Consider the following 23722-nt stretch of genomic DNA (forward strand, 5'->3'; position numbering starts at 1 on the left):
TCCTTACGGTGCCGGACTTCGGATCATGCGCCGTAGAGATGTGGAGAAACCGGTCGCCTGATAGAATTCGATGGCGCCGGTGTTGAATTCGTGGACCGCCAGTTCGACCGAGGAGAAGCCACGTCGCGCCGCCCAGCGATCCGCGTGTTCGATGAGGGCGCGGCCGATGCCACGCCGTCGCGCGCTCTTGCGTACGCTGAAGTTGTCGATCTCGACAAGACGGCGTTCCGGCCTGACGGGGTTTGCGGGCAGACTACGGACGATCAGCGTTGCAAACCCGTAGAGGCAGCGTGAGTCCCTGGCGGAGGCGACGAGTATGGTGCTCTCGGGCCCGGCGATCAGGCGGGCGACATAGGTGCGCTCGCGCGGCAATCCTTCGGGTTTTACAAAAAGATCGGGACGAGCCTCGCGGTGTAGATCGTCCAGTTCGGCAAAGAGATCGCATAGCTGCTTGAAGTCCGCTTCGGTCGCCGCGCGAACAGCAAAAGGAATTGAGGGCATTCGACTGTCTCCGGGTGTGGCACACCGGGGCCGGAGACGATCGTGAAACAACAATGCCGCCGGCTGGCGGCGGCACTGGTCAATGAAAATGAACGAGCAACGCCGCGCCTATGTGAGCGGCGTATAGTAATCCGAGCGAATGTGGCGTTTCCCGATCATTTGATATCCCTACTACACCGCCTTGCATCCGGCAACGAAGCAACGTGCCGCCGATTGTTTTCCCCTTGGTTCCGATTTAGAACTGACTATATATCCTTCAGCTTTGAACCGGCGGGAGTAAAGATCATGTCCATCAAGACGGCAATCATTGCGGGCGTCGGGCCGCTTCAGGGGCTCGGTGCCGTCTTGTCGCGGCGCATGGCGGGTGAAGGGCTTCATGTCTTCGTCGCCGGGCGAACGAGGGAGAAACTCGAGGCGGTGGCCGGCACGATCCGCGATGGCGGCGGAAACGCGACGCCCGTCGTCTGCGACGTGACACAGGAGGCCGATGTCGTTTCGCTGTTCCGGCAGGCGGAAGAAACGGGCCCGGTCGATCTCGCGATCTACAATGCCGGCAACAACATGATCGGCAAGATTTCGGGCATGGAAGCCGACTATTTCGAGCGATGCTGGCGCGTCTGCCTGTTCGGCGCCTTTCTCTTCACCCGCGAGGCGGCCGATCACATGAGCCCGCGCGGGCAGGGCACGCTGCTCTTCACCGGCGCGTCGGCCAGCATGCGGGGCCGTGAGGGCTTCGCTGCCTTCACCGCCGCCAAGGGCGGGCTTCGCAACTTCGCGCAAAGTGCGGCCAAGGAGCTCGGCCCGCAGGGCATCCATGTTGGCCATGTTGTGGTCGATGGTGGTATCGACGGCGAGAAGCTTCACAACCTGGCACCGCAATATGCTGCTCAGCGCGCGCAGGAAGGCCGCCTGATCGAACTTGAAGGCATTGCCGATGCCTATGTCTATCTCCACGGCCAAAAGCCGGCTGCCTGGAGCTTCGAAATCGACCTGCGCACCCATGCCGAGCCGTGGTAGGCGGCAGATTCCTCCCGATTCCTTAACCGGCACGGCAAGGGCTGCCGGGACGCTGCTGACGCGCCTTTTCTAACCCCTTGAAATACAAGGAAATCCGGGACGGTTTCGGCTGGCCCATGGGTTGCAATCCGTTTGGCAATCGCTTCAAGCCCAACCGGAGAGCGCCGATGATCACCGACCGCGAAATCAACATGCTGGCCGCCTATATGGTCGATACACATGGCCGCAAGGCGCTCGCCTATGCCGACACGGCCGTCGCGGAACTCGAGGAAATCGGCGAGAAGATGCGCGCGGATGCGTGGCGGACGCTACGTCGCGTCGTTGAAGACATGGTCGAGGGCCGGATGAGCCGCGAGGGTCATATCCTGCACTGACAAACTTGCCGCTTGGCGCGCGGACGCCGGGCCGGTTAAAACGGGCCTCTTGAATTCAACAGGGGGCCCTTTTCCATGTCACTCGATCCACAGGCGAAAGCGATCCTCGATGCGCTGGCCGCCGATCCGACCGCGCCGCGCCTGATCGATCTGCCGCCGGCCGAAGGCCGCGAGATGTATCGCGCGATGGCGCAGGCGATGGATCTGCAGGGCGTTGCGATCGGCAAGGTCGAAGACCGTGCCGTTCCCGGACCCGAGGGGGAGATCCCTGTTCGCATCTATACGCCGGTCGCTTCCGGCGGCACGGTGCCGGCACTGGTCTATTTCCATGGCGGCGGCTGGGTAATCGGCGATCTCGAGACGCATGATGCGCTGTGCCGCACGCTCGCCAACGAGGCGGGTTGCAAGGTCATCGCCGTCGATTACCGCCTCGCGCCCGAGCATCCGTTTCCGGCCGCCTTTGACGATTGTCTGGCGGCGACGAAATGGGTCGAGAAGAACGCATCCGATATCGGCATCGATCCCAACCGCATCGCGGTGGCGGGCGACAGCGCGGGCGGCAATCTTGCGGCGGCTGTTGCGCTGCAGGCCAGGGCGGACAAGAGCCCGCACATCGCCTTCCAGCTTCTGATCTATCCGGTGACCGATGCGCCGCGTCGAACGCAATCCTACAAAGATTTCGGCGAAGGCTATTTCCTCGAGGCCGAGGGTATGGACTGGTTCTGGAATCATTATGTGACCGGTGCCGGCGCCAATGCCGACGATCCGCGTCACTCGCCGTTGCGGGCGCCGTCGCTTGCCGGTTTGCCGCCGGCCTATGTCGTGACGGCCGGTTTCGATGTGCTGCGCGACGAAGGCCGGGCTTATGCCGAGGCGCTGAAGAAGGCAGGCGTTGCCGTCGAATATGTCAATTACGAAGGCATGATCCACGGCTTCTTCAACCTTCAGGGCGCGCTCGATGTCGCACGCGACGCGGTCAAGGCGGCGGCCAAGGCCCTGAAAGAAGCGCTGGCCTAGTCGAGCAGCGCATCCACCAGTTCGGCGAAAGAGGCGGCGACATCAGCGCCGCCTTTTTTTGCGGCCATGGCGTCGCCCTTGCGATACTTGCCGGTGCAGACCAGCACGGCCGCAAGTCCCGCCTCGCGCGCGCCGATGACGTCCGCCTCGAGATCGTCCCCCACCATCAGGACGCGTTCGGACGGCAGGTTGAGCGCCGCTGCCGCTGCGCGGAAGAAATCCGGCGCCGGCTTGCCGATCAGCCTTGCATCGATACCGCTGGCATATTCGAGCGCTGCCACGAAAGGCCCGGCGTCGAGCTCAAGCCCGTTTGCACCGCGAAAGAAGCGATTGCGGCCGAGCGCATAGAGACGCCCGTCCTCGATCAGAATTTCAAAGGCGCGGTTCAGGCTTTCGAACGTGAAGTGTTCGCCCGCGTCGCCGATCAGAACCGCGTTCGGCATTTCCGCCTCGGGCGGACAGTCAGGCAGAAGATCGGGGTGAACGAGAAGATGCGGCCGCGCGCCTTCTGCATCGAGGATCGCGGCCGCAACGCTGGCCGGCGTCACGATTTCGGCCGCCGTGACCTCGAAACCGAGCGCGGTCAGACGCTCGGCCAATGCCGCCCGCGTTGTCCGTGTCGTGTTGGTCAGCAGGCGAAAGGGCAGGCCGGATGCCTTGAGGCGTGCGAAGGCGGATGCCGAACCTGAAATGGCCTCCTCGCCCTGATACAGCACGCCGCCGACATCCAGCAGCAGGCCTGAGACTTCGTTCAGGGGAACTGGCGTCATTGCGCGTCCCTCGCGCCGGAACTGCCCACCCGGTCAGAATCCTAGTCCGGGCATGGAAGTGAAGGCAAGCATGCGGTATATGGCGGATAACAAGAGGGAGGCCATCATGCCGGCATTGCGCGCACCAGAGGTTCATCCGTTTTCCGGTTTCGACGTGCCGCATCTGCTGGCGGTGCATGTCGCGGCGCGGGGGGAACATCCGTTCCTGATCTGGGAACCCTTCGAAGGCGCGGCAAAGACCTGGAGCTATGCGCGTTTCGCGCATGAGGTGCAGGCGGTCGCCGCCGGTCTCAGGGCGCGCGGCGTCAAGACCGGCGAACGGGTGCTGATCCATCTCGACAATTGTCCCGAAAGCCTGATCGCCTGGTATGCCTGCGCCCATCTCGGCGCCGTCGCCGTCACCACAAATGCCCGTTCGGTCGCCGACGATCTGATCTATTTCAGCGAGCATGCGGCGGTCGTCGGCGCGATCACGCAGCCGGCCTTTGCCGGTCTGGTTGCCGCCTCCTGCAAGAACATCAAGTGGCTCGCCGTCACCGAGACCGACAATGGCGCGGCGCCGAAGGCGACGAACCGCCCGCCCAAATCGGAGAGCTTCGCCGCGCTTTACGGCAATCCGGCCGACGCGCCGCTGCGCGCGCCGAACCCGATGCTGCCGGTCGGCGTGCAATACACCTCGGGCACCACCTCGCGTCCCAAGGGTGTCGTCTGGACGCATGCCAATGCGCTGTGGGGCGCCAAGCTCTGTGCCATGCATGAGGACCTCCGTCCCTCGGACGTCCATCTCACCTATCTGCCGCTCTTCCATACCAATGCGCAGTCCTATTCGGTGCTGGCCGCGCTCTGGGTCGGCGCCACGGTGGTGCTGCAGCCGCGCTTTTCGGCCTCGCGTTTCTGGAGCGTGTCGGCGAAGCACGGCTGCACCTGGACCTCGATGGTGCCGTTCTGCGTGCGTGCATTGATGGGACAGGAAAAACCCGCCTCGCACAGCTACCGTTTCTGGGGCAACGGCATTTCGGCACCGCCCACCGATGCGCATTTCGGCGTCAAGACCATCGGCTGGTGGGGCATGACCGAAACCATCACGCATGGCATTGTCGGCGATCCCTGGCTGCCGAACCGGCCGATGTCGATCGGCAAGCCGGCCACGTCGTACGAGATCGCGATTCTGCATGAAGACGGAACGCCGGTCGCGCCTGGCGAGACCGGCGAACTTCTGGTGCGCGGCGTGCCGGGCCTCTCGCTCTTTGCCGAGTATCTCAACAATCCGGAAGCGACCGCAAAAAGCTTCGACGATCAGGGCTACTTCATCACCGGCGATCGCGTGACGCTGGGCGAGGATGGCTTCATTTCCTTCGCCGATCGCGACAAGGACATGCTGAAGGTCGGCGGCGAGAATGTCGCGGCCTCCGAAATCGAGCGTGTCATCATGACGGTGCCCGGCATTCACGAATGCGCGGTTGTCGGCAAGCGCGACCCGATGCTCGATGAAGTACCGGTCGCCTTCCTGCTGGTGCCGGGCGGCGAGGCGGCGGCGCCCCGCGACCTCGTGGCACAGGTCATGACGGCATGCGAGAAAGGCCTTGCGGATTTCAAGCGCCCGCGCGAAATTCGGATCGTCGACTCACTCCCGCGTTCCACGCTCGAGAAAATAGCGAAAGCCGAGCTCCGCCGTCTGGTCGACGGCGCGCCCCAGAGCTGACGCGCATCGGGACACTTCCGCCGCCGGGCCGAAGGTCCGGAGGCACCGCGATGTCGCAACCGGAGGGCGCGCCCGCGCCGCAATCCTCGCTGATGGTCCCGAAGCTCGTCACCGTGCTTCGCGAGGGCTATGGCTTTGCCGCCTTCCGCGCCGATTTCATTGCCGGGCTGACGGTCGCCATCGTTGCCCTGCCGCTTGCCATGGCGCTGGCGATCGCCAGCGGCACCACGCCCGACAAGGGGCTGATCACCGCCGTTGTTGCGGGCTTCCTGATTTCGGCGCTGGGCGGCAGCCGCTACCAGATCGGCGGTCCGACCGGGGCCTTTGTCGTCGTCGTCTTCAATGTCATCGCGGTTCACGGCTATGACGGTCTCGTCATCGCCACCGCCATGGCCGGCGTCATGCTGATCGGCGCCGGGCTGTTGCGTGTCGGCACTTTCATCAAGTACATCCCGCAGCCGGTTGTCACCGGCTTCACCGCCGGCATCGCGGTCATCATCGCGGTGAGCCAGGTGAAGGATTTTCTCGGCCTGACGCCCGAGCACGAGCCTGCCGAATTTTTCGAAAAGGTGATGGCGCTCGGAGCGGCGCTGCCAGGTTTCGCGCCACAGACCTTTCTGGTCGCCGCCGGTGCGCTCCTTCTCATTCTTCTGCTGCGCCGCTACCGGCCCGGCTGGCCCGGCTTTTTGATTGCGGTGGTTGTGGCCGGCGCCGTGGTGGCGCTGTTCGGCATCGACACCGACACGATCGGCACCCGCTTCGCCGGCCTCGAACCCAGTTTCGCATTGCCGGATTTTCCGCATGTGACGATGGAACGGGTCGTGGCGCTTTTCCCCAGCGCCTTCACCATCGCCTTCCTTGCCGGCGTCGAGTCGCTCTTGTCGGCCATGGTTGCCGACAGCATGACCGGGCGGCGCCACCGTTCCAATTGCGAGCTGGTGGCGCAGGGTGTCGCCAATTGCGCCTCGGCTGCCATCGGCGGCATGCCGGCGACCGGCGCCATCGCGCGCACCGCCACCAATATCCGCGCCGGCGCGCGCGGGCCTGTCGCCGGCATGCTGCATGCGGTGTTCATTCTCGGCTTCATGCTGCTGGCCTGGCCGGTCACGGCCTATATCCCGCTGGCGGCCCTGGCTGCCGTTCTCCTCGTCGTCGCCTGGAACATGAGCGAGATCGACAAGTTCCGGCATCTGATGAAGGCGCCGATCGGCGACCGCGCGGTCCTGCTGATCACGTTCGGCCTGACCGTTGCCGTCGATCTGACGGTTGCCATCGAGGTCGGCGTCGTGCTGGCCGCCGTTCTCTTCATGCACCGCATGTCGGAAGCCGTCGAGGTGCAGGCACATATGAAGATCCTCGACGAGGATGTCGCCGACGATGCGCCGCATATGCTGCGCCCGATCGAGGAATATGAGCTGCCCGACGGCGTCGTCTCCAGCGTCATCCGGGGACCCTTCTTCTTCGGTGTCGCGATGCGGCTCGGCGAGACGCTCGACCGCATCGGCGCGCCGCCGCGCGTGCTGATCCTGCGTATGCGCGCCGTGCCGATGATCGATGCCTCGGGCGCGTCGGCCATCGACGCGCTGATCGCGCGCTGCCGCCGTCACGGCACGCGGGTGCTGATCACCGGCCTGCAGACGCAGCCGCGTCTCGTGCTGCGCAAGATGGGCGTCACCGCCGATCCGCTGGTCAGGCTCGTTCCCGGTATCGACGAAGCGCTGGTGCTGGCGCGCGAAATCGTTGCAGGCGACTAGGTGAGCAACTTCCCCGGGTTCATCACGCCCTTGGGGTCCATCTCGCGCTTGGTCGCCTTCAGCAGCGCATAGCCGATCTCGCCCTTTTCCTCCGCCAGCCATGGTGCATGGTCGGTGCCGACGCCGTGGTGATGGCTGATCGTGCCGCCATTCATCAGGATCGCGTCGGAGGCCGCGCGCTTGATCGCCTGCCACTGCGCGATTTCGCGGTCGAGCTGGCGCGGAAAGACGAAGGTGAAATAGAGGCTCGAGCCGTCGGGATAGGAATGGCTGACATGCGCCATCACGATGCCGCGGGCGTTCTGTTCGGGCATGTGGGCGCTCATCGCCGCGTCGATCGCGGCGGCGACCTTGTCGTGCAGATTGGCGATGTTCGACCAGCGCGTCGAGGTTTCCAGCGTGTCGACGCCGATGCCGCGGTCCATCATCGGATCGCGGATCGCCGGCCCGTTGAAGCGGCCATGGAACCAGCGCTTGCCGGGACCGGTGCCCAGCGCCAGCGCGCCGAGACGCTTGCAGATGCCTTCGCTCTGTTCCTGCGCCCAGATCACGGTTTCCTTCTCGCCTTCATGGCCGATCAGCATCAGGCAGGGCGCGTCGTCGAAGCCCTTCATCTTCAGATAGGCGCGTTGCAGCCGCGCTTTCAGCCCGCCCGAACCGGTCGAGGAGAAGGTCTGGAAGAAATGCGTTTCGGGCGCATCCGACAGGCGCACCATCGCCACCGGGATCTCGGCATGGTTGATGCGCCGCGCCGCTTCGACGCCGGCGGCGAAGTTCCTGAACAGGTAGCCGCGATAATCCTTGCGCTCCGGCAACTCGTGGATCTTCACCGTCGCTTCGCAGATCACGCCGAGCGTGCCTTCCGAGCCTGCGACCAGCTGGTTGAGATTGGGACCGGCGGCGGACGCGGGCGTCGATTCGGTCGTCCAGAAGCCTTTCGGTGTCGCCAGTTTTGCCGAGACCAGCCATTTCTCGGCCTTGCCGTAGCGGTTCGACTGCTGGCCGGCGCCGCGCGCCGCGATCCAGCCGCCCAGCGTCGAATATTCGAAGCTCTGCGGATAATGGCCCAGCGTCACGCCATGCATCTGCAGCTGTTCCTCGAGCGCGGGCCCATAGATACCGGCCTCGATGCGCGCCGTCATCGACACCTTGTCGATCTGGATCACGCGCGTCATCAGCGTCGTGTCGAGCGTCAGCACCGCGCCGCCCAGCGTCTTCGACACCGCATTGATGCCGCCCACCACCGACGAGCCGCCGCCATAGGGGATCAGCGCAATGCCTTCCTCGGCGCAGAGCTTGACGATCGCCAGCACCTCCTCGGGTCCGCGCGGATAGATCACGGCGTCGGGCGCCATGTCGAGCTTGCCGGCGCGGACATAGAGCAGGTCGTGATAGCTCTTGCCGCGCGCATGGAAGGCGCGTTCGTAGTCGTCGGTGCGGAACTGGTTGTCGCCGACAATGGCGCGCAGACGTTCCTGTGTGGCCTCGGCGATGCGGCCACGCGGCAGCCGGATATCGGCCAGCGGCACGGCCGGCGTCAGCGGCAGCCGGCTCATGCCCAGCGTCTGCTCGATCCAGCTCCATTGCGGTGCATCCGGCGGCAGCGGGTTCGGTTGCTTCACCGGGCCCCAGCCGTTCCAGCGCAGCGTCTGTCGGTCGATGGTCATCAGCGTTCCTCGTCTTTTCTTGTTGTCAGCAGCGCAGGGTCAGGGCCTGCGGCATGATCTCGAAACGCGCCGGCAGGCGGCCCGGCCCCTCGCCGTCGACATCGAGCAGCACCGGCTCGGCGCCCATCGGTGTCGCCATCACCCATTTGGCGCGCGTGTGGGAAACCTTCTCGCCGTCGATATGCGTGCCTTCCTTCATCGAGCCGGTGCCGGTCAGGAGATCCATGAAGGTCAGATCGCGCATCACGACGAGATCGAACAACCCGTCATCGGGTTCGGCGTCGGGCGCCATTTTCAGCCCGCTGCCGAAATAGCGCCCATTGGCGACGGCGCCGAGGCCGATATTCAGCGTCTGGTCGTAGCCGGTGTCGGTGGTGATGCGTACCGGCCGCGTCTTGTGGCGCAGCGCGGTTGCCAGCGTCGCCCAGAAGAAGGCGAAATTGCCGCCCAGGGCCTTCTGCCAGGTGGCGCGATTGACCGCGCGCACCGTTTCGCCCGAAAGGCCGAAGCTGGCGATATTGTCGAAATAGCGCTCCGCCTCCTGACCGTCCTCGGCAATGAAGGTCAGGCGGCCGATATCGATCTTGCGCGTCGTGCCGGCGGCGATGCGCGCAACGCAGCCTTCGGCATCCTGCGGCAGGTCGAAGGTGCGGCGGAAATCGCCGCCGGTACCGGCATTCAGCACCGCGAAATGCGCTTCCGGGTTGATCGGCAGCCCGTTCTCGAAAAAGCCGTTGACCGCCTCGTTGATGGTGCCGTCGCCGCCCACCGCGATGACGAGCTGGGCGCCGTCCTTCAGGGCGCGGCGCGTCAGTTCGGCGGCCGGCAGGAAATGCGGCGTCGAGGGCCCGGCGGTGAAATGCGCGCGCACCGGCCCCAGTTCCTTCTCGAGCGCGGCGGCGATGATGCGCCAGGCGCGGCCGGTGCGGCCGCCGCCCGAACGCGGATTGACGATGGCGGCGATATGCGGCGTCATGCGGCCTCTCCCCCTGCTGCCTGCGGTTCGAAGGCGCGCGTCGTTTCGGCGATCTCGCGCGCCGTCGCGGTTTCGTCCCAGCCAAGCTCGCGGCGCATCAGCTCAGCCACGCGGCCGATCACCTCGGCGCCCGGATGGCCCAGCGTGCCGAGGCCGGTGCGGCGGAAGACGACATCGGCCAGATGCAGCGCCATTTCGTGGCGCACCGCATGCACCACCTGTGCGCCGATCTCGGCGACGTTGGGGCCCAACCGGCGCAGCAATTCCTCGCTCTCGCCCTGTCGCTCGGCTGCGGTTGCCAGCACCTCGTCGATGCGGCTGCCGTAGAAATTGACCAGGTTCTCGACCACATCGCCCGGCAGATGGGCGTGGCGCTTCTTCGCCCGCGCGATGAAGCTTTTCAGGCGGCCGATCTCGCCGCCATGGACCGGCGTGCAATGGGTCTCGCAGGCCGCCGCCTTGCCGAGCTTCTTCAGCGCCAGATCGACCACCTGTTCGGCGAGATGGCGCGAGGTCGTCCATTTGCCGCCGATCGCCGAGACCAGCCCCTCGATCGCCTCTTCCGGCGCATGGTCGTAAACCTCCGCCGCGCGGCTGGCGTTGTAGCTGTCCTTCTTTCCCTCTTCGCCGTCCGCCACTTGCGGCGTCGTGTCGACCAGCGGCCGAAGTCCGACATAGAAATGCAGCACGTCGTCGCGCTTGAGATTGAGCCCCGGCAGACCGTCATTCACCACGCGCAGGAAATCGGCGATGTCCTTCTCGGTGACGCCGGCTGCGTCGGGCTCCTCCTCGAACACGGTGTCGGTGGTGCCGATGATGGTGTGGCCGCGCCATGGGATGACGAAGAAATGCCCGCCGATCCTCGACTTGATCGCCACCGCGTTCTCGCCGGTGAGCGCGCGGGTGATGATGTGGATGCCCTTCGAGCGGATCAGGCGGCGCGCCGGTGTCTCGTCGGCAAAGCCCATCAGCCGGTCGGCCCAGGGGCCGGCCGCATTGACGACGAGCTTGCCTTTTATCGTATGCGCGGCGCCCGTCAGCCGGTCCGTCGCTTCGACGCCGGTGATGCGCACGCCGTTCCCCATCGCCGCTTCGCTGACAAAGCCGGTCACCTCGGCATAATTGGCTGCGTCGGCGCCATATTCGACCGCGCCCTCGATGCATTCGAGGCAGAGGCGTTCGGGCGCGAACATCTGGCAATCGTAATAGATCATCGCGCCGGTCAGGCCCTCGCGCGGCAGCGAGGGCACCAGGTCGAGCGCTTTCGCTTTCGAGATGCGGCGGAAGCCCGGCAGCTTCTTGTCGTCGTCGTTCAGCCAGTTGCGGTCGAAGGAGAGCAGATCGTAAAGCGTCAGCCCGATCCCCATCACGATCGGTCCCGCCATGCCCCAGCCATAGGTCGGCAGGATGAAGGGCAGGGGGTGGACCATATGCGGCGCATTGCTCTCCCAGAGGCGGCGCTCGCGAAGCGATTCGCGCACCAGCTTCAACTCGCCATTGACCAGGTAGCGCAGGCCGCCATGCACCAGCTTCGAGGAGCCGGCCGTCGTCGCATGGGCGAAATCGTCCTTCTCCAGCAGCGCCACCTTGAGGCCGCGCAAGGCCGCGTCCCAGGCCACGCTGGCGCCGGTGATGCCGCCGCCCACCACCACGAGGTCGTATTCGGTCGCACTCATGGCGTGAAGATCGCGCTGCATCTGGTCCTTGTCCGTTGATTGGCCCCGGGGCCTGCGAGGCTAGCCGGAGGATGCCCACGGGTCCAGCATCGCCGCCGCGTCAGCTGCGCTTCTTCAGCCCCGCCTGTTTCATGCGCCATGTCAGATGGTCGATGCGGTCCTGGCCGAAAAAGGGTTCGCCCTCGAAGACCATCAGCGGCACGCCCCAATGGCCGGCCGCCTTCTGCGCCGCCTCGTTTGCGGCGATGACGGCTTCGAGGCGGTCCTTCTCCTTTTCGGCCGCCGCGTCGAGTTCGTCCATGTCGAGGCCGGCCCGCGCGGCCGCGCCGCGCAGATGGTTGCCCTCGTGCCAGTTCTTCGTGCCGCCGAAGATCAGCGTCGAGACTTCCTGCAGGAAGGCGAGGCCCCGGCCCCGTTCGGCCGCCAGCACGCCGGCGCGGGTCAGCCGGTGGATGTAAGGCTGCTCCTTCGGCACCTCGCCCGATTTCATGTCCATCACGATCGGGTCGGGCGAGGGCCAGGCGTAAGGAAGGCCTTCCATCTCGGCGACACGGACCGTGTCCTTCAAGAGATAGGGCGGCCACATCGGATTGACCTGCTTGAAGAAGCCTTCGATGCGCACCGCGATCGGATAGACCGGGCGGACATTGCAGACGACGTCGTAATCGCGCGCCAGCGCCGACAGCCGCGGCGTCGCCAGATAGGAATAGGGCGAGCGGAAGGACCAGAAGAGATCGAATTGAAGCGTCATGGCGGTTGCCTCCCGGGCGGGCTGTTTCTAATGTTTGTCATTAATATGCGTTTGGCTCGCATCGGGCGCAAGGCCGCTGCTAGAGTTGGCGCCAACAAGCAACAAACGCCAACATAAAAGACAGGGAGGACCACCCCATGCCGCAGGTCAAGGCGAACGGCATCGAGATCGAATATGAGAGCTTCGGCCCGGCAGACCGCGACGCGGTTCTGCTGATCATGGGCTTCAGCGCCCAGCTGACCATGTGGCCGACCGAGCTCTGCGAGGAGCTGGTCAGTCGCGGCTACCGCGTCATCCGCTACGACAATCGCGATGTCGGCCTGTCCGCCAAGCTCGAGGCGAAGGGCGTGCCCGACATGGAGAAACTCTTCGGCGCGCTGATGACCGGCGCCGCGGTCGAGGCGCCCTATTCGCTCGACGACATGGCCGCCGATGCGGCCGGGCTGCTCGATGCGCTGAAGATCGAAAGGGCGCATATCGTCGGCGCCTCGATGGGCGGCATGATCGCCCAGCTTGTTGCCGCCAATCACCCCGAAAAGACGCTCTCGCTGACCTCGATCATGTCGAATACCGGCAATCCCGATCTGCCCCAGGGCTCGCCCGAGGCCATGGGCGCGCTGATGGCCCCGGCGCCGGCGCCCGACGATATCGAGGCGATCGTCGCCCGCGGCATCAACACCTGGAAGGTGATCGGCAGCCCCGGCTATCCGACCGACGACCAGCAATTGCGCCAATGGGTGATGCGCGACGCGAAGCGCAGCTACTACCCGCAAGGCGTCACGCGGCAATTCGCGGCCATCGTCGCCAATGGCGACCGGCGGCCGAAACTGAAGAACATCAAGGCGCCCACCGTGGTGCTGCACGGCGCCGACGATCCGCTGGTGCCGGTCGCCGGCGGCAAGGACACGGCCGACAATATTCCGGGGGCGGAGCTTCGCGTCATTCCCGGCATGGGCCACGATTTCCCGCTCGGCCTGGTGCCGGTCTTTGCCGATGCCATCGAGGCGGCGGCCAGGCGCGCCGCCGGCGCCGCACGCGCGGCGGACTGAGCCCATGACACAGCAGATCGTCACGGCCAACGGTATCGCGATCAACATGGAGGACCGGGGGCCGGCCGACGCCACCCCGATCCTGTTCGTCAATGGCTACACCTCGACAATGCTGAGCTGGCCCGAGGAGCTGATGGAAGGCTTGCGCGCGCAAGGCTTCCGCGTCATCCGCTACGACAATCGCGATGTCGGCAAGTCGGCGAAGTTCTCCGGCCTGCCGAAGATCTCCGACGTCGTTGCGGCGGTGCGCGAGGGCAAGAAGCCCGACATCCCCTACACACTCGCCGACATGGCGGGTGACGGCATCGGCGTGCTCGACGCGCTTGGGCTGAAGCGCGCCCATGTCATGGGCATTTCGATGGGCGGCATGATCGTGCAGCGCATGGCGATCCACCACCCCGAACGGCTGATCTCGGTGACCTCGATCATGTCGTCGACCGGAAATCCCGATCTGCCGGGGGCCAGCGATGAAGCGCTGAAGGCCTTGCAGGCGCAGCCGCCATCGGAGGAACGCGAAGACGTCATCCGCCATCGCATGAAGGGCCGGCGCGTCTATCAGAGCCCCGCCTGGCCGAAAACGGAGGACGACCTCTACGCGCTCGTCGCGCGCGAATACGACCACATGTATTACCCCGAAGGTGGGCAGCGCCAATATGCGGCGATCATGGGCGACGGCAGCCGCGTCGAGGCACTGAAGAAAATCCGCGTGCCGTTCCTGGTCATTCACGGAAAGGCCGACCCGCTGGTGCCGCATGCCGGCGGCGCGGACACGGCGAAATCCGTGCCGGGTGCCAGGCTCGTCTCGATCGACGGCATGGGCCACGACCTCCCGGTCGAGCTCTGCCCGCAATATGTCGAGCTGATCACGGGTCACGCCCGCGCGGCCGAAGCGAAACAGGCGGCGGAGTAGGGCGCTTCAAGGGTTTTCACGCGAAGGCGCGAAGACGCGAAGAAGGAAGGTTTTGCACGCAGAGGCGCAGAGACGCAGAGGTGCCGTGCCCTTGAGGCCGGCCGTGCCTCTATCGTTTCAATGATTGCGCCTGCGGCGCGAAGGAAGACGGTAATTTTTCGCATCAACCAAAAACACAGTGTCACCCCGGCGAAAGCCGGGGTCCACTCGCTGCGCCGCTTGCCGCAGCGGTTGATGGCGTCGATCGCGTGGCAAGAACCGGTGCCCCAAACGCTTGCTGAGGGAACCAATGGATCCCGGCTTTCGCCGGGATGACACTGTTGGGTTGGGAGAGGTCGTGCCAGACCCACGACATCGCCGGAAGACTCTTCGCGCCGCAGGCGCAATCATTGAAATAATGCAGGCACAGCCGGTCTCAAAAGCACAGCCCCTCTGCGTCTCTGCACCTCTGCGTGCCAAACCTTTTTTTCTTCTCCGCGCCTCCGCGGCTCCGCGTGAAAACCCTTTCTTCCTTCAAACCTCCGCCGAACCGCCATCCACCGGAATGGTCGCACCGGTCGTATAGGCACTTGCCCGCGAGGCGAGGAAGATCGCGACGCCGGCGGCGTCTTCGGGCGTGCCGATGCGGCCCAGCGGATTGCCGGCCTTGATCGCGTCGCCGAAGCTTTCGAGCGTCGCCTTCATCATCTGGCTCGGGAAGGGCCCCGGCGCGATCGCGTTGACCAGGATGTGTTCGCGCGCGAGACGCTTGGCGAGATGCCGCGTCAGCATGATGACGCCGGCCTTCGACGAGGAATAGGCATAGGTTTCGAGTTCCGGCGGGGTGATGCCGTTGACCGAGGCCGTGTTGATGACACGGGCCGGACTTGCGGCGCTGGCGGAAGCGCGCAGCAGCGGCAGCATCTTCTGCGTCAGGAAGAACACGCCCTTGAGGTTGATGTTCTGCACCTTGTCCCAGCCGCTTTCGGAATATTCGTCGATCGGCTCGCCCCAGGCCGCGCCCGCATTGTTGATCAGCACGTCGAGCTTCGGCTCGCGTTTGGCCAACTCGGCCGCGATGCCGGCAATGCCTTCCTGCGTGCCGAGGTCGAAGGGCAGCGAAATGCAGGTGCCCTTCTTCGACAGTTCTTCGGCGAGCTCGTTGCAGGCCTGCGCCTTGCGCGCGGTGATATAGACTTTCGCGCCGTTTTCGACAAAGCCGGTCGCGATCATCTCGCCGATGCCGCGCGACCCGCCGGTGATCAGCACGGTCTTGCCTTCGACGCTGAAGAGATTTTTCATTGAGGCGTTCCCCCTGTTCGGATTTTCAATGGCGGGAAGCTAGCTGACGCAGGGGAAATCGGCAAACGAGGAGGCTCTTTTCTTCCCACCCTCCCCTGGGGGAGGGTGGGAAGGGGAGTCGAAATCTTTTCTCCTCACTCCGCCAGCCGTTTCGACATCAGCGTGCGGCCCGAATCCGCGTAGCCGCGCCCGTCATAGAGCCGCCGCGCCCGGGCGTTGTGGAGTTCCACCTCGAGATGCAGATAGCGGATGCCGGCTTCCTTCGCCGCCCGCTCGGCCACATCCATCACCGCACGGCCCAGCCCGCGCCCGCGATACGCCTCCACCAGATGCAATTCGTCGATGAAGCCGTCGGTGCCGCCATATTCGACCGAGAAGCCGAGCGACAGCACCAGATAGCCGGCAATCGCGTCGCCGTCGCGGATGATGAAGGCCCGCGCATTGGGCTCGCCCGCGCAAAGGCGGTCGAGCGCCGGGCCCTGCTCGGCCGCGTCGTATTCATGCCCGTCAAAGGCGTAATAGTCGCGCACCAGCGCTTCCAGCACCGCGCGGTCGGCCGGCGTGACGGGGTCGAATGTCAGGGCGTCGCTCATGGCCGGAATTTATCGGCCCGGCGATCCTCCGTGGTCAAATGAAAAAATGTGAGAAAGAAAGGATTTTGCACGCGGAGCCGCGGAGAAGAGGAGAAGGAAGAAAGTAAGGGTTTGCACGCAGAGGCGCAGAGACGCAGAGGGGCTGCATCCGTGAGGTCGGCTGTGCCTTCACCATTTCAATGATTGCGCCTGCGGCGCGAAGGAAGGGAAAAAGGTCGTCATTGCGAGGAGCGAAGCGACGAAGCAATCCAGAGGCCGCAAGCGCCGCGTTTGCCGCATCTGGATTGCTTCGGCCTTTCAGGCCTCGCAATGACGCGGTGTTTTTCCGTGGCAGATACGGCAGGCACCCGGCGCGTAGCGCCAAAAAGCCTTCTCTTTCGTCGCTGCGGCTCCGCCTATGCATCTGGTTGGGGCGACGCAGAGCCTTACCCACACATGCGGCCCCTCTGCGTCTTCCTCCTGCGCTGCTTCGCAGCTACGGAGGACAGGCTGCGCCTCTGCGTGAATCCTTCTCTCTTCCTCCTCCGCGGCTCCGCGTCTCCGCGTGAAAAATCCTTCCTTCCTTCCTTCCTTCAAACAAAAAGGGCGCCCCGTGAGGCGCCCTTTCCTTGTCCCCTGCAACCCGCCTCAGAAGGCGGCCGCGTCGAGCGCCATGTAGCCGTCGGCGCCCTGTTTGGCGCGTTCGAGCCAGCTTGCGGTCATCGGCATTTCGCGTTCCATCCAGTAGCGCGCCAGCACCAGCTTGCGCTCGTAGAAGGCCTTGTTGCCTTCGCCGGCCGCGAGCTTGGCCTGCGCGATCTTGGCCATCCGCGCCCACATCCACCCCAAGGCCACCGTGCCGAAAATGTTCAGCATGTCGTAGGAGGCAGCGCCCGCATTGTCGTAATTCTTCGGCGCGTTCTCCATCAGCCAGCCGGCCGCCTCGCCGAGGCGCTTGTAGCCGGTCTGCAAGGGCTCGATGAAGGGCTTCATCGCGGCGTCGCCTTCGTTCTCCTTGATGAATTCCTCGATCTTGGCAAAGAAGGTCATCGTCGCGCGGCCGCCCTTGGCCGTCATCTTGCGGCCGACGAGATCGAGCGCCTGGATGCCGTTGGCGCCTTCATAGACCTGGTTGATGCGCGCATCGCGCACGAACTGTTCCATGCCGTGGTCGCGGACATAGCCATGCCCGCCGAACACCTGCATCGAGTCGTTGGCCGCCTGGAAGCCGCGGTCGGTGAAGAAGGCCTTGATCACCGGCGTCATCAGCTGGGCGAGGTCGGCCGCTTCCTCGCGTTCCTTCTCGTCCTTGCCGAAGACCTGCAGCGTGAACAGCATCGAGACATACATGGCCAGCGCCCGGGCGCCTTCCACGAACGAACGCGACGAGATCAAGAGCCGCCGCACATCCGGGAACACCATGATCGGGTCGGCCGCCTGGTCGGGGTTCTTGGCGCCGGTCAGCGCGCGGCCCGCCAGGCGCTCATTCGCGTAAGCCACGCCGTTCTGGTACGCCACTTCGCCGATCGCGATGCCCTGGATGCCGACGCCCATGCGCGCGCCGTTCATCATGCCGAACATGCCGGCCATGCCGGCCGATTTCGACTTTTTCACTTCGCCGGTCTCGGTCTTCTTTTCCGGCGGCCGGCCGCCGAGGCGATAGGCGACGGCCTCGTCGAAATTCAAGACGGCCGTCGCGTTGCCCTTGATGCCCATCTTCTTCTCGATCGAGCCGCAGCTCACGCCGTTGCGGCCCTTGATCGCGCCGGTCTCCTTGTCCACCAGCATCTTCGGCACCATGAAGAAATTGACGGTCGAGAGATCGTTGGCGAGCTTGCCGTCCGCGTCCGGCACTTTCGCGATCACCATATGGATGATGTTGTCGGTCATGTCGTGATCGCCGCCCGAGATGAAGATCTTGGTGCCGGTGATGCGGTAGGTGCCGTCTTCCTGTTCGACGGCCTTGGTCTTCATCAGCTTCAGGTCGGTGCCGCAATGCGGTTCCGTCAGGCACATCGTGCCGGTCCATTCGCCCGAGATCATCTTCTTCGCCACATGTTCCTTCATCCAGGGCTCGCCGGTCGCCCAGAGCGCCGAATAGGCCGCCGTCGTCAGGCCCGGATACATCGCGAAGGCCTGGTTCGCCGACATGCCCATTTCGGTGAAGGCGAAGGTCACGACCGAGGGCAGCCCCGCGCCGCCGGCATCTTCCGGCGCGCCGAGGCGGTTCCAGCCATCCTCGCAATATTTCTGGAAGGCTTCCTTGAAGCCGGGCGGCGTGCGCACGACGCCGTTCTCCAGCACGCAGCCATGCTCGTCGCCCACCTGGTTCAGCGGCTGCAGAACCTCCTCGCAGAATTTCGCGCCGCCTTCGAGGATCGCCGACGTCATGTCGGGCGTCAGCTCGCCGAAGCCCGGCACATCGCCGCGCTTGTCGATTTCCAGCAGCTCGTGGAACAGGAAGAGGAAATCTTCCACGGGGGCCTTGTAGCTCGGCATCGGGGGCTCCTTCGGTTTACAGAATTGTCAGCAGACGCGGCGGAATATGGCCGAGCCCGGCGCATTTGTCGAGCATGACGCAAGGGCAGCCCGCGCGCCGCCGCCCCGCGCCCGCCGCAATCTGCCTACGCAAGGAAAACGCCCGCGGATCTGCCGCTGCAAGGCGCGGAGTGCGACTCCGCAAGACGGGGTGTCGACCGGCATGTGCGCCTCGAGCACAGGCATTCACGGCAAGCATGTCGCAAACGCGCCCGGCGCAAACACACCCACAGCAAACACACACACAGGTGTCACCCCGGCGAAAGCCGGCCTGCACCCGCGTTGGCCCCCGACATCCCCACCATTGTCATTGCCGGGCCGGACCGAAGGTCCGTGACCCGGCAATCCAGAAGCCGCCGTCAGGCGGCGTCTCGCTTCGCAAGGATTCGGGCGGGAAACACAACGCACACAGACGAGGTTTGCGTGCCGCGCAAACACACCCAAAACCGTCATTCCGGCGCCTGTCCCGGCGAAAGCCGGGAACACCGGAATCAATGGACCTCTCGCCGTGTTCAGGTGCCAAGGAAAAATTCGCGCGAAGACGCGAAGCTCGCGCGCCGCGCACGACGCAACAAACGGCGGTGCTCACCGAAAACGGGCGATGCCGAACGTTAGCACTCGCACTCACCACAAAACGTCATGGGCCCCGAAGGCGGGCCATCCACGAATTTCTTGCATGTTGCAGCGGGCGGCTCAGGGTCGTGCCTTGCTCCACGCAGCGCTACCATTGAACAACGATTGAATAGGTGTGTTGGATATGCGAGGCGATACCACTATCAGTCGCAGATACCAAATGCCGCAGAAGATCCTCAGAGTCCTTTACACCGGAATTTGTCAGGCGAACCTTACCCGACGGACTTTGCGTCCATGGGTAGGTTGGCACAGGAAAGCCATGTGCGAAGCTGTGTCTAACTTTCAGAATTTGATTCAGCAATTGCGACACTTGTAGCACGGTCAAGCGGCGCCTTTTCCAACCCCAGTCACCGTAAGGATCATAGCCCGTACACTTAACAATCAGCTCTCTGGAATTCTCAAAGTTGGCTGTATTGAACTTATTAAGTTTGAACCCTGAGAAATCCTCAGCCAATGCCTTCATCGCCAGAAACTTCTGATCGCCTGCAATTACAACTACTGAGTAAAAATTTCTGACGATATTGTTCAAATATGCATCCCACGCAGCAACGGAGAGTGCCAGCGATGCATGATAGTAAACTTGGCGGGCGGCGGCATTCCGGTCATCGGTCCGGGCCGAGACGGCAGACAATCTCAAACTCTTTGCATTTTCGAATGCCTGGTCCGCGCTCTGAAATGCTGGTGACGGCACTGCTCTTTCCTCGAATTAGAGCATGTCGACAAACTTTGACAGTGCGACCTTGTATCGATTTAGCGGTCCTACGTTGATTTGAACTCTTTCGGCACCCATGCTCTTTGGGCCTGGCTTAAGCATATGGAGTGGAGTGCCGGTCGTCGCTGCAACAATGCTGGCGCTGTGATAATCGGGAATTTCCACGAACGACTGCCTTAGTGGTTTTCCCGGCGACGCAAAAATGCTTCGCCGCATTTCATGGATTTTCTTGACTGTATCTTTGATCCGCCTGCTGCTTACTTCGAACGCTTTTGACGGTTTGTCCTCATAGTAGGTCACTCGGTTGCTGACAAATGTATGAAGGGTCGGGGTGGCCACGCCTTCATCGCCCGCGCGCTGCGCAAAATTTATGCGCGAGTATTGCGAAATGTGAGAATCACCAACTCCGTAAAGAAGAGCGGCAATGTTCTCGACAGCTCTTCGTGAACTGTCATCTGCGGTGAAGGGAACGACTACATAGTCGGCAGCGACAACTGCCAATTGTGTGTAGATCGCAAAACTTGGATTGCAGTCGATAAAAAAAGCACTGTCGCGACTGCCGCTTCTATTTCTCAAAGCGAAGACCAAGTCTTTAAGCCATCCTTGGACGAGCTTCCACGCTGTTACCGGAATTGCAAGTTGCGAGGTTTGACGAATTGCTTCAGCAACTATCTCCAGCAAATTGTCGCCGCAGATGAGATAAACATTTCTCGGTATTGCGGGATTGGGGTGGTGGGGTGCGGAAACATAGGAATCAATTTCCGGAATCATGTGAAATGGCGAACTAAGCCGTTCCTCGATATAGCCGGCAACCGATGCCCTCGGAGTTCTCTCCAGCAGCTTGTTCATCGCCTTCCCGCCCACGTTGAAGCCGCCCAGCAATGTTTCGGATACGTTTGCTTGGGGGCACATATCTATGACGTATACGTCGGCATCCGGATGACGATGCGCGTACTCGCAAGCGGCTACAAAACATAAGAAGCTCTTTCCAACGCCACCTTTGTTGTTCCAAAAAGCATATGCCGTCATTTGATGTGTCCCGCGATGTGGAGTGTCCGTGAATTTAAAAATGTACAAACAATTAAGGTCTTAAATTTGTTTAAGATTCGGCGTTGTAGCCTAGGGAGGCCATGGTCTGTCGCTCCGAGGCGAGGATGCATGAACTTTCTCACTGTGGGAAGCGGCGTCTAGCGCTTTGTTGAATGGCCGCTTGTAAAGACCTTGTGAATTTGCCTTTTTCTTCATGCTGAAATCTAAATCTGACTGCCTTTGTGCTGACCATTGTGTGCTCAATTAAGGTCGGCAATGTCGGAACTTTCGTGCATGTGTAGCCCTTGCCGTGTAGGGCTTCTCACAAATCATTGCGCACCCCGCCTTGCTCGCAAGCCGCGTCAGCCTATCAAGGCGGAAACTTCCGATACGTCCTTTCAGCAATTCGCTGAGGCGCGGTTGCGAGATGCCGAGGCGCTTCGCTGCTTCGGCTTGCGTAAGGTCCCACACCGCCACGCGGTCGCGCAGCGCGATGGCGAGGTCGGCGCGCAGGCGCATCGTCTCGGCCTCCGCCTTGTCCTTCGCGATCGTCTGCCAGATGTCGGGTTTGGCTTTCATTGCATTCCCATGCGCATTCTCGGTTCAGGATATATCGCAAAGACGTGGATGGCCCGAATAAATCGGGCCATGACGATGGAGAGGGTGCGGGCAGGGAAGCCGTAGCGGTTCGTCTCCGCGCCTTCCTCCTGCGCTGCTTTGCAGCTTCGGAGGACAGGCCGCGTCTCCGCGTGCAAATCTCCATTCGTCAGCCTCCGGCACATCGCTGGCGGCTTGCCCGGTCGGCGCTTCATCGCCCCACTTTACGGAGCCGTTCTCCGCGTTTGCCGCGCCTCCAGCCGCGCCCCACGCCCGCCCGAACCGCACCCCCAGAAACGCCCATCCATAAACCCTCCCTTAAACCTCCACCCCGCAAAATCCGTGTTCGGAGAGAACCGGAAGGGTCCATGGCCGATATCGACACAGTGATGCCCGGGACGCCGGAAGCGCCCGATGCCGCGGACGACGCAGACGCGGCGCGCGTGCCGCCGTCTTCCGCCGTCCAGGCCGAATACTGGGGCGGCCCCGAAACGATCCGGCCGCATCTCACCGCCGGGGCGCCGCTGGCGCTGCTCGACTACTGGGACAGTCTGCGCGGCCCGCGCCGCTTTCCGGCCCGCGCGCAGTTCGATCCGATGGCGGTGCGCAAGCATCTCCCCAATATCTTCATGCTCGACGTGCTGCCCGGCGGCGTCTTCCGCTACCGTGTCGTCGGCTCGGTGATTTCCGAATTCTTCGGCGCCGGCAACCCGGTCGGCCTGACACCGGAACAGGTGTTCGGCGCCAATGCCGAGGTCGCGCTCAAGCCGATGCGCATCTGCAGTGCCGAGCGCGCGCCCTACATGCACACGGCGTCTGCCCAATGGCATTACCGCGACCGCGACTATGTCTATTACGAAGTCGTCGTGCTGCCGCTGGGCGACAGCGATGCGGCGGTCGAGAAGGTGCTGTGCTGTGCCGAATTCGTCAGCGCCGAGGATGCCGCGCGCGCCTGATCCCTTCGGCTGTCCGGCCGCTCAGAGGCGCGGCAGCTCGAATTCGAGCCCCATCACGGCCATGTCGACCGTCTCGCCATCGGCTGCCAGCGGCAGGGCCAGCGTCTCGAAGCCGATGAAATCCTTGCCGAGCCAGAACAGCCGGCCTGAAAAGGCGATCGGTCCGCGCGTCTCGATCAGGCCGGCGATCAGCCGTTCGGTCGCGGCCACGGCCGGCGGGTTCATCACCTCGCGCATGCGCTTGCCGGTGCGTTCGGCGCCCATCACCTCCACCAGCCGCGTGCCGAACAGGCGGTAGCGATAGTCCAGCGGCTCGCGCAGGATGTCGACCAGCGCGATCTGCGGCATCAGTTGCGGAATCTCGACCGGGTCGATGTCGCGCCGCGCCGGCAGGCGGCCGGGCGGGCGCTTTTCCTGCCAGTAGTCGTGCAGCCGGCGCAGCGGCGGTTTCAGCGCCGTCATGTCGGTCAGCGGCGTGAAATCGGTCAGCGTGTCGAACAAGGCACCCCCCTGCTGGTTGACCGACTATGGCCCCTGCGGCGCGGGCCGCAAAGCCCCGCCATTGTCGCAGGCAGGGGGAAAACCCGCCGTTTTCCGCGGCGCCGCGCGTATACGTGGCCTTAAGGCACGGCCGTCAGACTGGCCGGACAGGGGGCGTGCCGCCGCGCGCCCTGCGGAGGAACGCATCATGCATGGCACATTGCCGGCAACGCAGGCCTTGTCCGCCGTCATCGCCGAACATGCCGGCATGGCGGCCGATATCCGTCCGCATCTTTCCGGCGCGGCGCTGCACGAGGTGCTCGACTACTGGGAAAGCCTTTGCGGCGGCCGCCGCTTTCCCGCGCGCGCCGATTTCGATCCGATGGCGGTGCGCAAGCATCTGCCGGTCATCTATCTGATGGATGCGCTGGCCGATGGCAGTTACCGCTACCGCGTGGTCGGCGAGATGATTTCCGAATTCTTCGGCGCCGGCAGTCCGGTCGGCCGCACGCCGCAGGAGCTCTTCGGCGACACGGCCGAGGTCGCGCTGGCGCCCTATCGCCGGGTCTGTGCCGAGGGCTGTCTCTACACCCACACCGCCTCGGCCGTCTGGCTCTACAAGAATCGCTCCTACGTCCACTACCAGGTGCTGCTGCTGCCGCTGGGCGACAGCGAGGCCCGCGTCGACAAGATCCTCGCCGCGGTCGAATTCGTCGCCGAAAGCGTGGCCGCCCGCTGAGCGATCGCTATACCGCCCTTT

At 63.9% G+C, this 23722-nt stretch carries 22 protein-coding genes; 9 read left to right on the top strand and 13 right to left on the bottom strand.

Going from position 1 to position 23722, the window contains the following annotated elements; genetic code table 11:
• Positions 1 to 3: 3 nt before the first annotated feature.
• Entirely contained in the window at positions 4 to 501 is a 498-nt protein-coding gene (locus AAC071_RS03715) for a GNAT family N-acetyltransferase (protein ID WP_339830145.1), read from the bottom strand.
• 285 nt (positions 502 to 786) lie between these two features.
• On the opposite strand from AAC071_RS03715, the gene AAC071_RS03720 reads away from it, so the two are divergent.
• The 3 genes from AAC071_RS03720 to AAC071_RS03730 all read left to right on the top strand — a co-directional run bounded on the left by AAC071_RS03720 (position 787) and on the right by AAC071_RS03730 (position 2909).
• The gene (locus tag AAC071_RS03720) at positions 787 to 1518 is read left to right on the top strand and encodes an SDR family NAD(P)-dependent oxidoreductase (protein ID WP_339830147.1); all 732 of its coding nucleotides are present in this window, start codon (positions 787 to 789) and stop codon (positions 1516 to 1518) included.
• Between the two features lie 167 nt (positions 1519 to 1685).
• Positions 1686 to 1892, top strand: a complete 207-nt coding sequence (locus tag AAC071_RS03725) for a hypothetical protein (RefSeq protein WP_339830149.1) — start codon at positions 1686 to 1688, stop codon at positions 1890 to 1892.
• A gap of 75 nt (positions 1893 to 1967) precedes the next feature.
• Positions 1968 to 2909: an alpha/beta hydrolase gene (locus tag AAC071_RS03730; RefSeq protein ID WP_339830151.1), complete on the top strand. Its 942-nt coding sequence runs from the start codon at positions 1968 to 1970 to the stop codon at positions 2907 to 2909.
• Here AAC071_RS03730 and AAC071_RS03735 read toward each other — a convergent pair.
• A complete protein-coding gene (locus AAC071_RS03735; protein ID WP_339830153.1) occupies positions 2906 to 3679 on the bottom strand; it encodes a TIGR01458 family HAD-type hydrolase in 774 nt (257 codons plus the stop codon). The two genes, AAC071_RS03730 and AAC071_RS03735, sit on opposite strands and share 4 nt — an antisense overlap.
• Before the next feature lie 106 nt (positions 3680 to 3785).
• Here AAC071_RS03735 and AAC071_RS03740 point away from each other — a divergent pair, with 106 nt between their 5' ends.
• Together AAC071_RS03740 and AAC071_RS03745 are read left to right on the top strand one after the other, a co-directional pair.
• The gene (locus AAC071_RS03740; RefSeq protein WP_339830155.1) at positions 3786 to 5381 is read left to right on the top strand and encodes an AMP-binding protein; all 1596 of its coding nucleotides are present in this window, start codon (positions 3786 to 3788) and stop codon (positions 5379 to 5381) included.
• Between the two features lie 50 nt (positions 5382 to 5431).
• The gene (locus tag AAC071_RS03745; RefSeq protein WP_339830157.1) at positions 5432 to 7135 is read left to right on the top strand and encodes a SulP family inorganic anion transporter; all 1704 of its coding nucleotides are present in this window, start codon (positions 5432 to 5434) and stop codon (positions 7133 to 7135) included.
• Here the strand turns inward: AAC071_RS03745 and AAC071_RS03750 are convergent.
• The 4 genes from AAC071_RS03750 to AAC071_RS03765 all read right to left on the bottom strand — a co-directional run bounded on the left by AAC071_RS03750 (position 7132) and on the right by AAC071_RS03765 (position 12205).
• Positions 7132 to 8802 carry an FAD-binding oxidoreductase gene (locus AAC071_RS03750; RefSeq protein ID WP_339830159.1) on the bottom strand — a complete coding sequence of 557 codons (1671 nt, stop codon included), beginning with the start codon at positions 8800 to 8802 and terminating at the stop codon, positions 7132 to 7134. The genes AAC071_RS03745 and AAC071_RS03750 overlap by 4 nt on opposite strands.
• A 25-nt stretch (positions 8803 to 8827) precedes the next feature.
• Positions 8828 to 9778: a diacylglycerol kinase family protein gene (locus tag AAC071_RS03755; RefSeq protein ID WP_339830161.1), complete on the bottom strand. Its 951-nt coding sequence runs from the start codon at positions 9776 to 9778 to the stop codon at positions 8828 to 8830.
• Complete coding sequence (locus AAC071_RS03760) at positions 9775 to 11475, bottom strand: glycerol-3-phosphate dehydrogenase/oxidase (RefSeq protein ID WP_339830163.1); 1701 nt, start codon at positions 11473 to 11475, stop codon at positions 9775 to 9777. Before AAC071_RS03760 ends, AAC071_RS03755 begins: the two co-directional genes overlap by 4 nt.
• A gap of 79 nt (positions 11476 to 11554) precedes the next feature.
• Positions 11555 to 12205 carry a DsbA family protein gene (locus tag AAC071_RS03765; RefSeq protein ID WP_339830165.1) on the bottom strand — a complete coding sequence of 217 codons (651 nt, stop codon included), beginning with the start codon at positions 12203 to 12205 and terminating at the stop codon, positions 11555 to 11557.
• Positions 12206 to 12342: 137 nt separating this feature from the next.
• On the opposite strand from AAC071_RS03765, the gene AAC071_RS03770 reads away from it, so the two are divergent.
• The gene (locus tag AAC071_RS03770; protein WP_339830167.1) at positions 12343 to 13254 is read left to right on the top strand and encodes an alpha/beta hydrolase; all 912 of its coding nucleotides are present in this window, start codon (positions 12343 to 12345) and stop codon (positions 13252 to 13254) included.
• A 4-nt stretch (positions 13255 to 13258) separates the two neighbouring features.
• Positions 13259 to 14164, top strand: a complete 906-nt coding sequence (locus tag AAC071_RS03775; protein ID WP_339830169.1) for an alpha/beta hydrolase — start codon at positions 13259 to 13261, stop codon at positions 14162 to 14164.
• Between the two features lie 513 nt (positions 14165 to 14677).
• Here the strand turns inward: AAC071_RS03775 and AAC071_RS03780 are convergent.
• The 6 genes from AAC071_RS03780 to AAC071_RS03805 form a co-directional block, all read right to left on the bottom strand.
• Positions 14678 to 15445, bottom strand: a complete 768-nt coding sequence (locus tag AAC071_RS03780; RefSeq protein WP_339830171.1) for an SDR family oxidoreductase — start codon at positions 15443 to 15445, stop codon at positions 14678 to 14680.
• A gap of 134 nt (positions 15446 to 15579) precedes the next feature.
• Positions 15580 to 16038 carry a GNAT family N-acetyltransferase gene (locus AAC071_RS03785; RefSeq protein WP_339830173.1) on the bottom strand — a complete coding sequence of 153 codons (459 nt, stop codon included), beginning with the start codon at positions 16036 to 16038 and terminating at the stop codon, positions 15580 to 15582.
• A 627-nt stretch (positions 16039 to 16665) separates the two neighbouring features.
• On the bottom strand, positions 16666 to 18516 hold the full coding sequence (locus AAC071_RS03790) for an acyl-CoA dehydrogenase C-terminal domain-containing protein (RefSeq protein WP_339830175.1): 1851 nt from the start codon (positions 18514 to 18516) through the stop codon (positions 16666 to 16668).
• Positions 18517 to 19276: 760 nt separating this feature from the next.
• Positions 19277 to 19879, bottom strand: coding sequence for a HEPN domain-containing protein (locus AAC071_RS03795; RefSeq protein ID WP_339830178.1), 603 nt, complete (start codon positions 19877 to 19879; stop codon positions 19277 to 19279).
• Between the two features lie 15 nt (positions 19880 to 19894).
• Positions 19895 to 20929 carry a ParA family protein gene (locus AAC071_RS03800; protein WP_339830180.1) on the bottom strand — a complete coding sequence of 345 codons (1035 nt, stop codon included), beginning with the start codon at positions 20927 to 20929 and terminating at the stop codon, positions 19895 to 19897.
• Between the two features lie 264 nt (positions 20930 to 21193).
• Positions 21194 to 21508: a helix-turn-helix transcriptional regulator gene (locus AAC071_RS03805; protein WP_339830182.1), complete on the bottom strand. Its 315-nt coding sequence runs from the start codon at positions 21506 to 21508 to the stop codon at positions 21194 to 21196.
• Between the two features lie 386 nt (positions 21509 to 21894).
• Here AAC071_RS03805 and AAC071_RS03810 point away from each other — a divergent pair, with 386 nt between their 5' ends.
• Positions 21895 to 22482, top strand: a complete 588-nt coding sequence (locus AAC071_RS03810) for a PAS domain-containing protein (RefSeq protein ID WP_339830184.1) — start codon at positions 21895 to 21897, stop codon at positions 22480 to 22482.
• Between the two features lie 21 nt (positions 22483 to 22503).
• Here AAC071_RS03810 and AAC071_RS03815 read toward each other — a convergent pair whose 3' ends face one another.
• On the bottom strand, positions 22504 to 22983 hold the full coding sequence (locus AAC071_RS03815) for a PAS domain-containing protein (protein WP_339830187.1): 480 nt from the start codon (positions 22981 to 22983) through the stop codon (positions 22504 to 22506).
• Positions 22984 to 23170: 187 nt separating this feature from the next.
• On the opposite strand from AAC071_RS03815, the gene AAC071_RS03820 reads away from it, so the two are divergent.
• Positions 23171 to 23701 (top strand): PAS domain-containing protein, encoded by a 531-nt coding sequence (locus tag AAC071_RS03820; RefSeq protein ID WP_339830189.1) that lies wholly within the window; start codon positions 23171 to 23173, stop codon positions 23699 to 23701.
• Positions 23702 to 23722 lie beyond the last annotated feature (21 nt).

The organism is uncultured Parvibaculum sp. (assembly GCF_963975745.1).
GTDB lineage: Bacteria > Pseudomonadota > Alphaproteobacteria > Parvibaculales > Parvibaculaceae > Parvibaculum.

Bases quoted from the DNA above. Each gene is read 5' to 3' on its own strand.
- AAC071_RS03720 (WP_339830147.1), top strand. From the start codon at position 787: ATGTCCATCAAGACGGCAATCATTGCGGGCGTCGGGCCGCTTCAGGGG.
- AAC071_RS03800 (WP_339830180.1), bottom strand. From the start codon at position 20,929: ATGACGGCATATGCTTTTTGGAACAACAAAGGTGGCGTTGGAAAGAGC.
- AAC071_RS03715 (WP_339830145.1), bottom strand. From the start codon at position 501: ATGCCCTCAATTCCTTTTGCTGTTCGCGCGGCGACCGAAGCGGACTTC.
- AAC071_RS03755 (WP_339830161.1), bottom strand. From the start codon at position 9,778: ATGACGCCGCATATCGCCGCCATCGTCAATCCGCGTTCGGGCGGCGGC.
- AAC071_RS03735 (WP_339830153.1), bottom strand. From the start codon at position 3,679: ATGACGCCAGTTCCCCTGAACGAAGTCTCAGGCCTGCTGCTGGATGTC.
- AAC071_RS03750 (WP_339830159.1), bottom strand. From the start codon at position 8,802: ATGACCATCGACCGACAGACGCTGCGCTGGAACGGCTGGGGCCCGGTG.
- AAC071_RS03740 (WP_339830155.1), top strand. From the start codon at position 3,786: ATGCCGGCATTGCGCGCACCAGAGGTTCATCCGTTTTCCGGTTTCGAC.
- AAC071_RS03785 (WP_339830173.1), bottom strand. From the start codon at position 16,038: ATGAGCGACGCCCTGACATTCGACCCCGTCACGCCGGCCGACCGCGCG.
- AAC071_RS03790 (WP_339830175.1), bottom strand. From the start codon at position 18,516: ATGCCGAGCTACAAGGCCCCCGTGGAAGATTTCCTCTTCCTGTTCCAC.
- AAC071_RS03765 (WP_339830165.1), bottom strand. From the start codon at position 12,205: ATGACGCTTCAATTCGATCTCTTCTGGTCCTTCCGCTCGCCCTATTCC.
- AAC071_RS03820 (WP_339830189.1), top strand. From the start codon at position 23,171: ATGCATGGCACATTGCCGGCAACGCAGGCCTTGTCCGCCGTCATCGCC.
- AAC071_RS03780 (WP_339830171.1), bottom strand. From the start codon at position 15,445: ATGAAAAATCTCTTCAGCGTCGAAGGCAAGACCGTGCTGATCACCGGC.
- AAC071_RS03805 (WP_339830182.1), bottom strand. From the start codon at position 21,508: ATGAAAGCCAAACCCGACATCTGGCAGACGATCGCGAAGGACAAGGCG.
- AAC071_RS03745 (WP_339830157.1), top strand. From the start codon at position 5,432: ATGTCGCAACCGGAGGGCGCGCCCGCGCCGCAATCCTCGCTGATGGTC.
- AAC071_RS03730 (WP_339830151.1), top strand. From the start codon at position 1,968: ATGTCACTCGATCCACAGGCGAAAGCGATCCTCGATGCGCTGGCCGCC.
- AAC071_RS03775 (WP_339830169.1), top strand. From the start codon at position 13,259: ATGACACAGCAGATCGTCACGGCCAACGGTATCGCGATCAACATGGAG.
- AAC071_RS03760 (WP_339830163.1), bottom strand. From the start codon at position 11,475: ATGCAGCGCGATCTTCACGCCATGAGTGCGACCGAATACGACCTCGTG.
- AAC071_RS03770 (WP_339830167.1), top strand. From the start codon at position 12,343: ATGCCGCAGGTCAAGGCGAACGGCATCGAGATCGAATATGAGAGCTTC.
- AAC071_RS03810 (WP_339830184.1), top strand. From the start codon at position 21,895: ATGGCCGATATCGACACAGTGATGCCCGGGACGCCGGAAGCGCCCGAT.
- AAC071_RS03725 (WP_339830149.1), top strand. From the start codon at position 1,686: ATGATCACCGACCGCGAAATCAACATGCTGGCCGCCTATATGGTCGAT.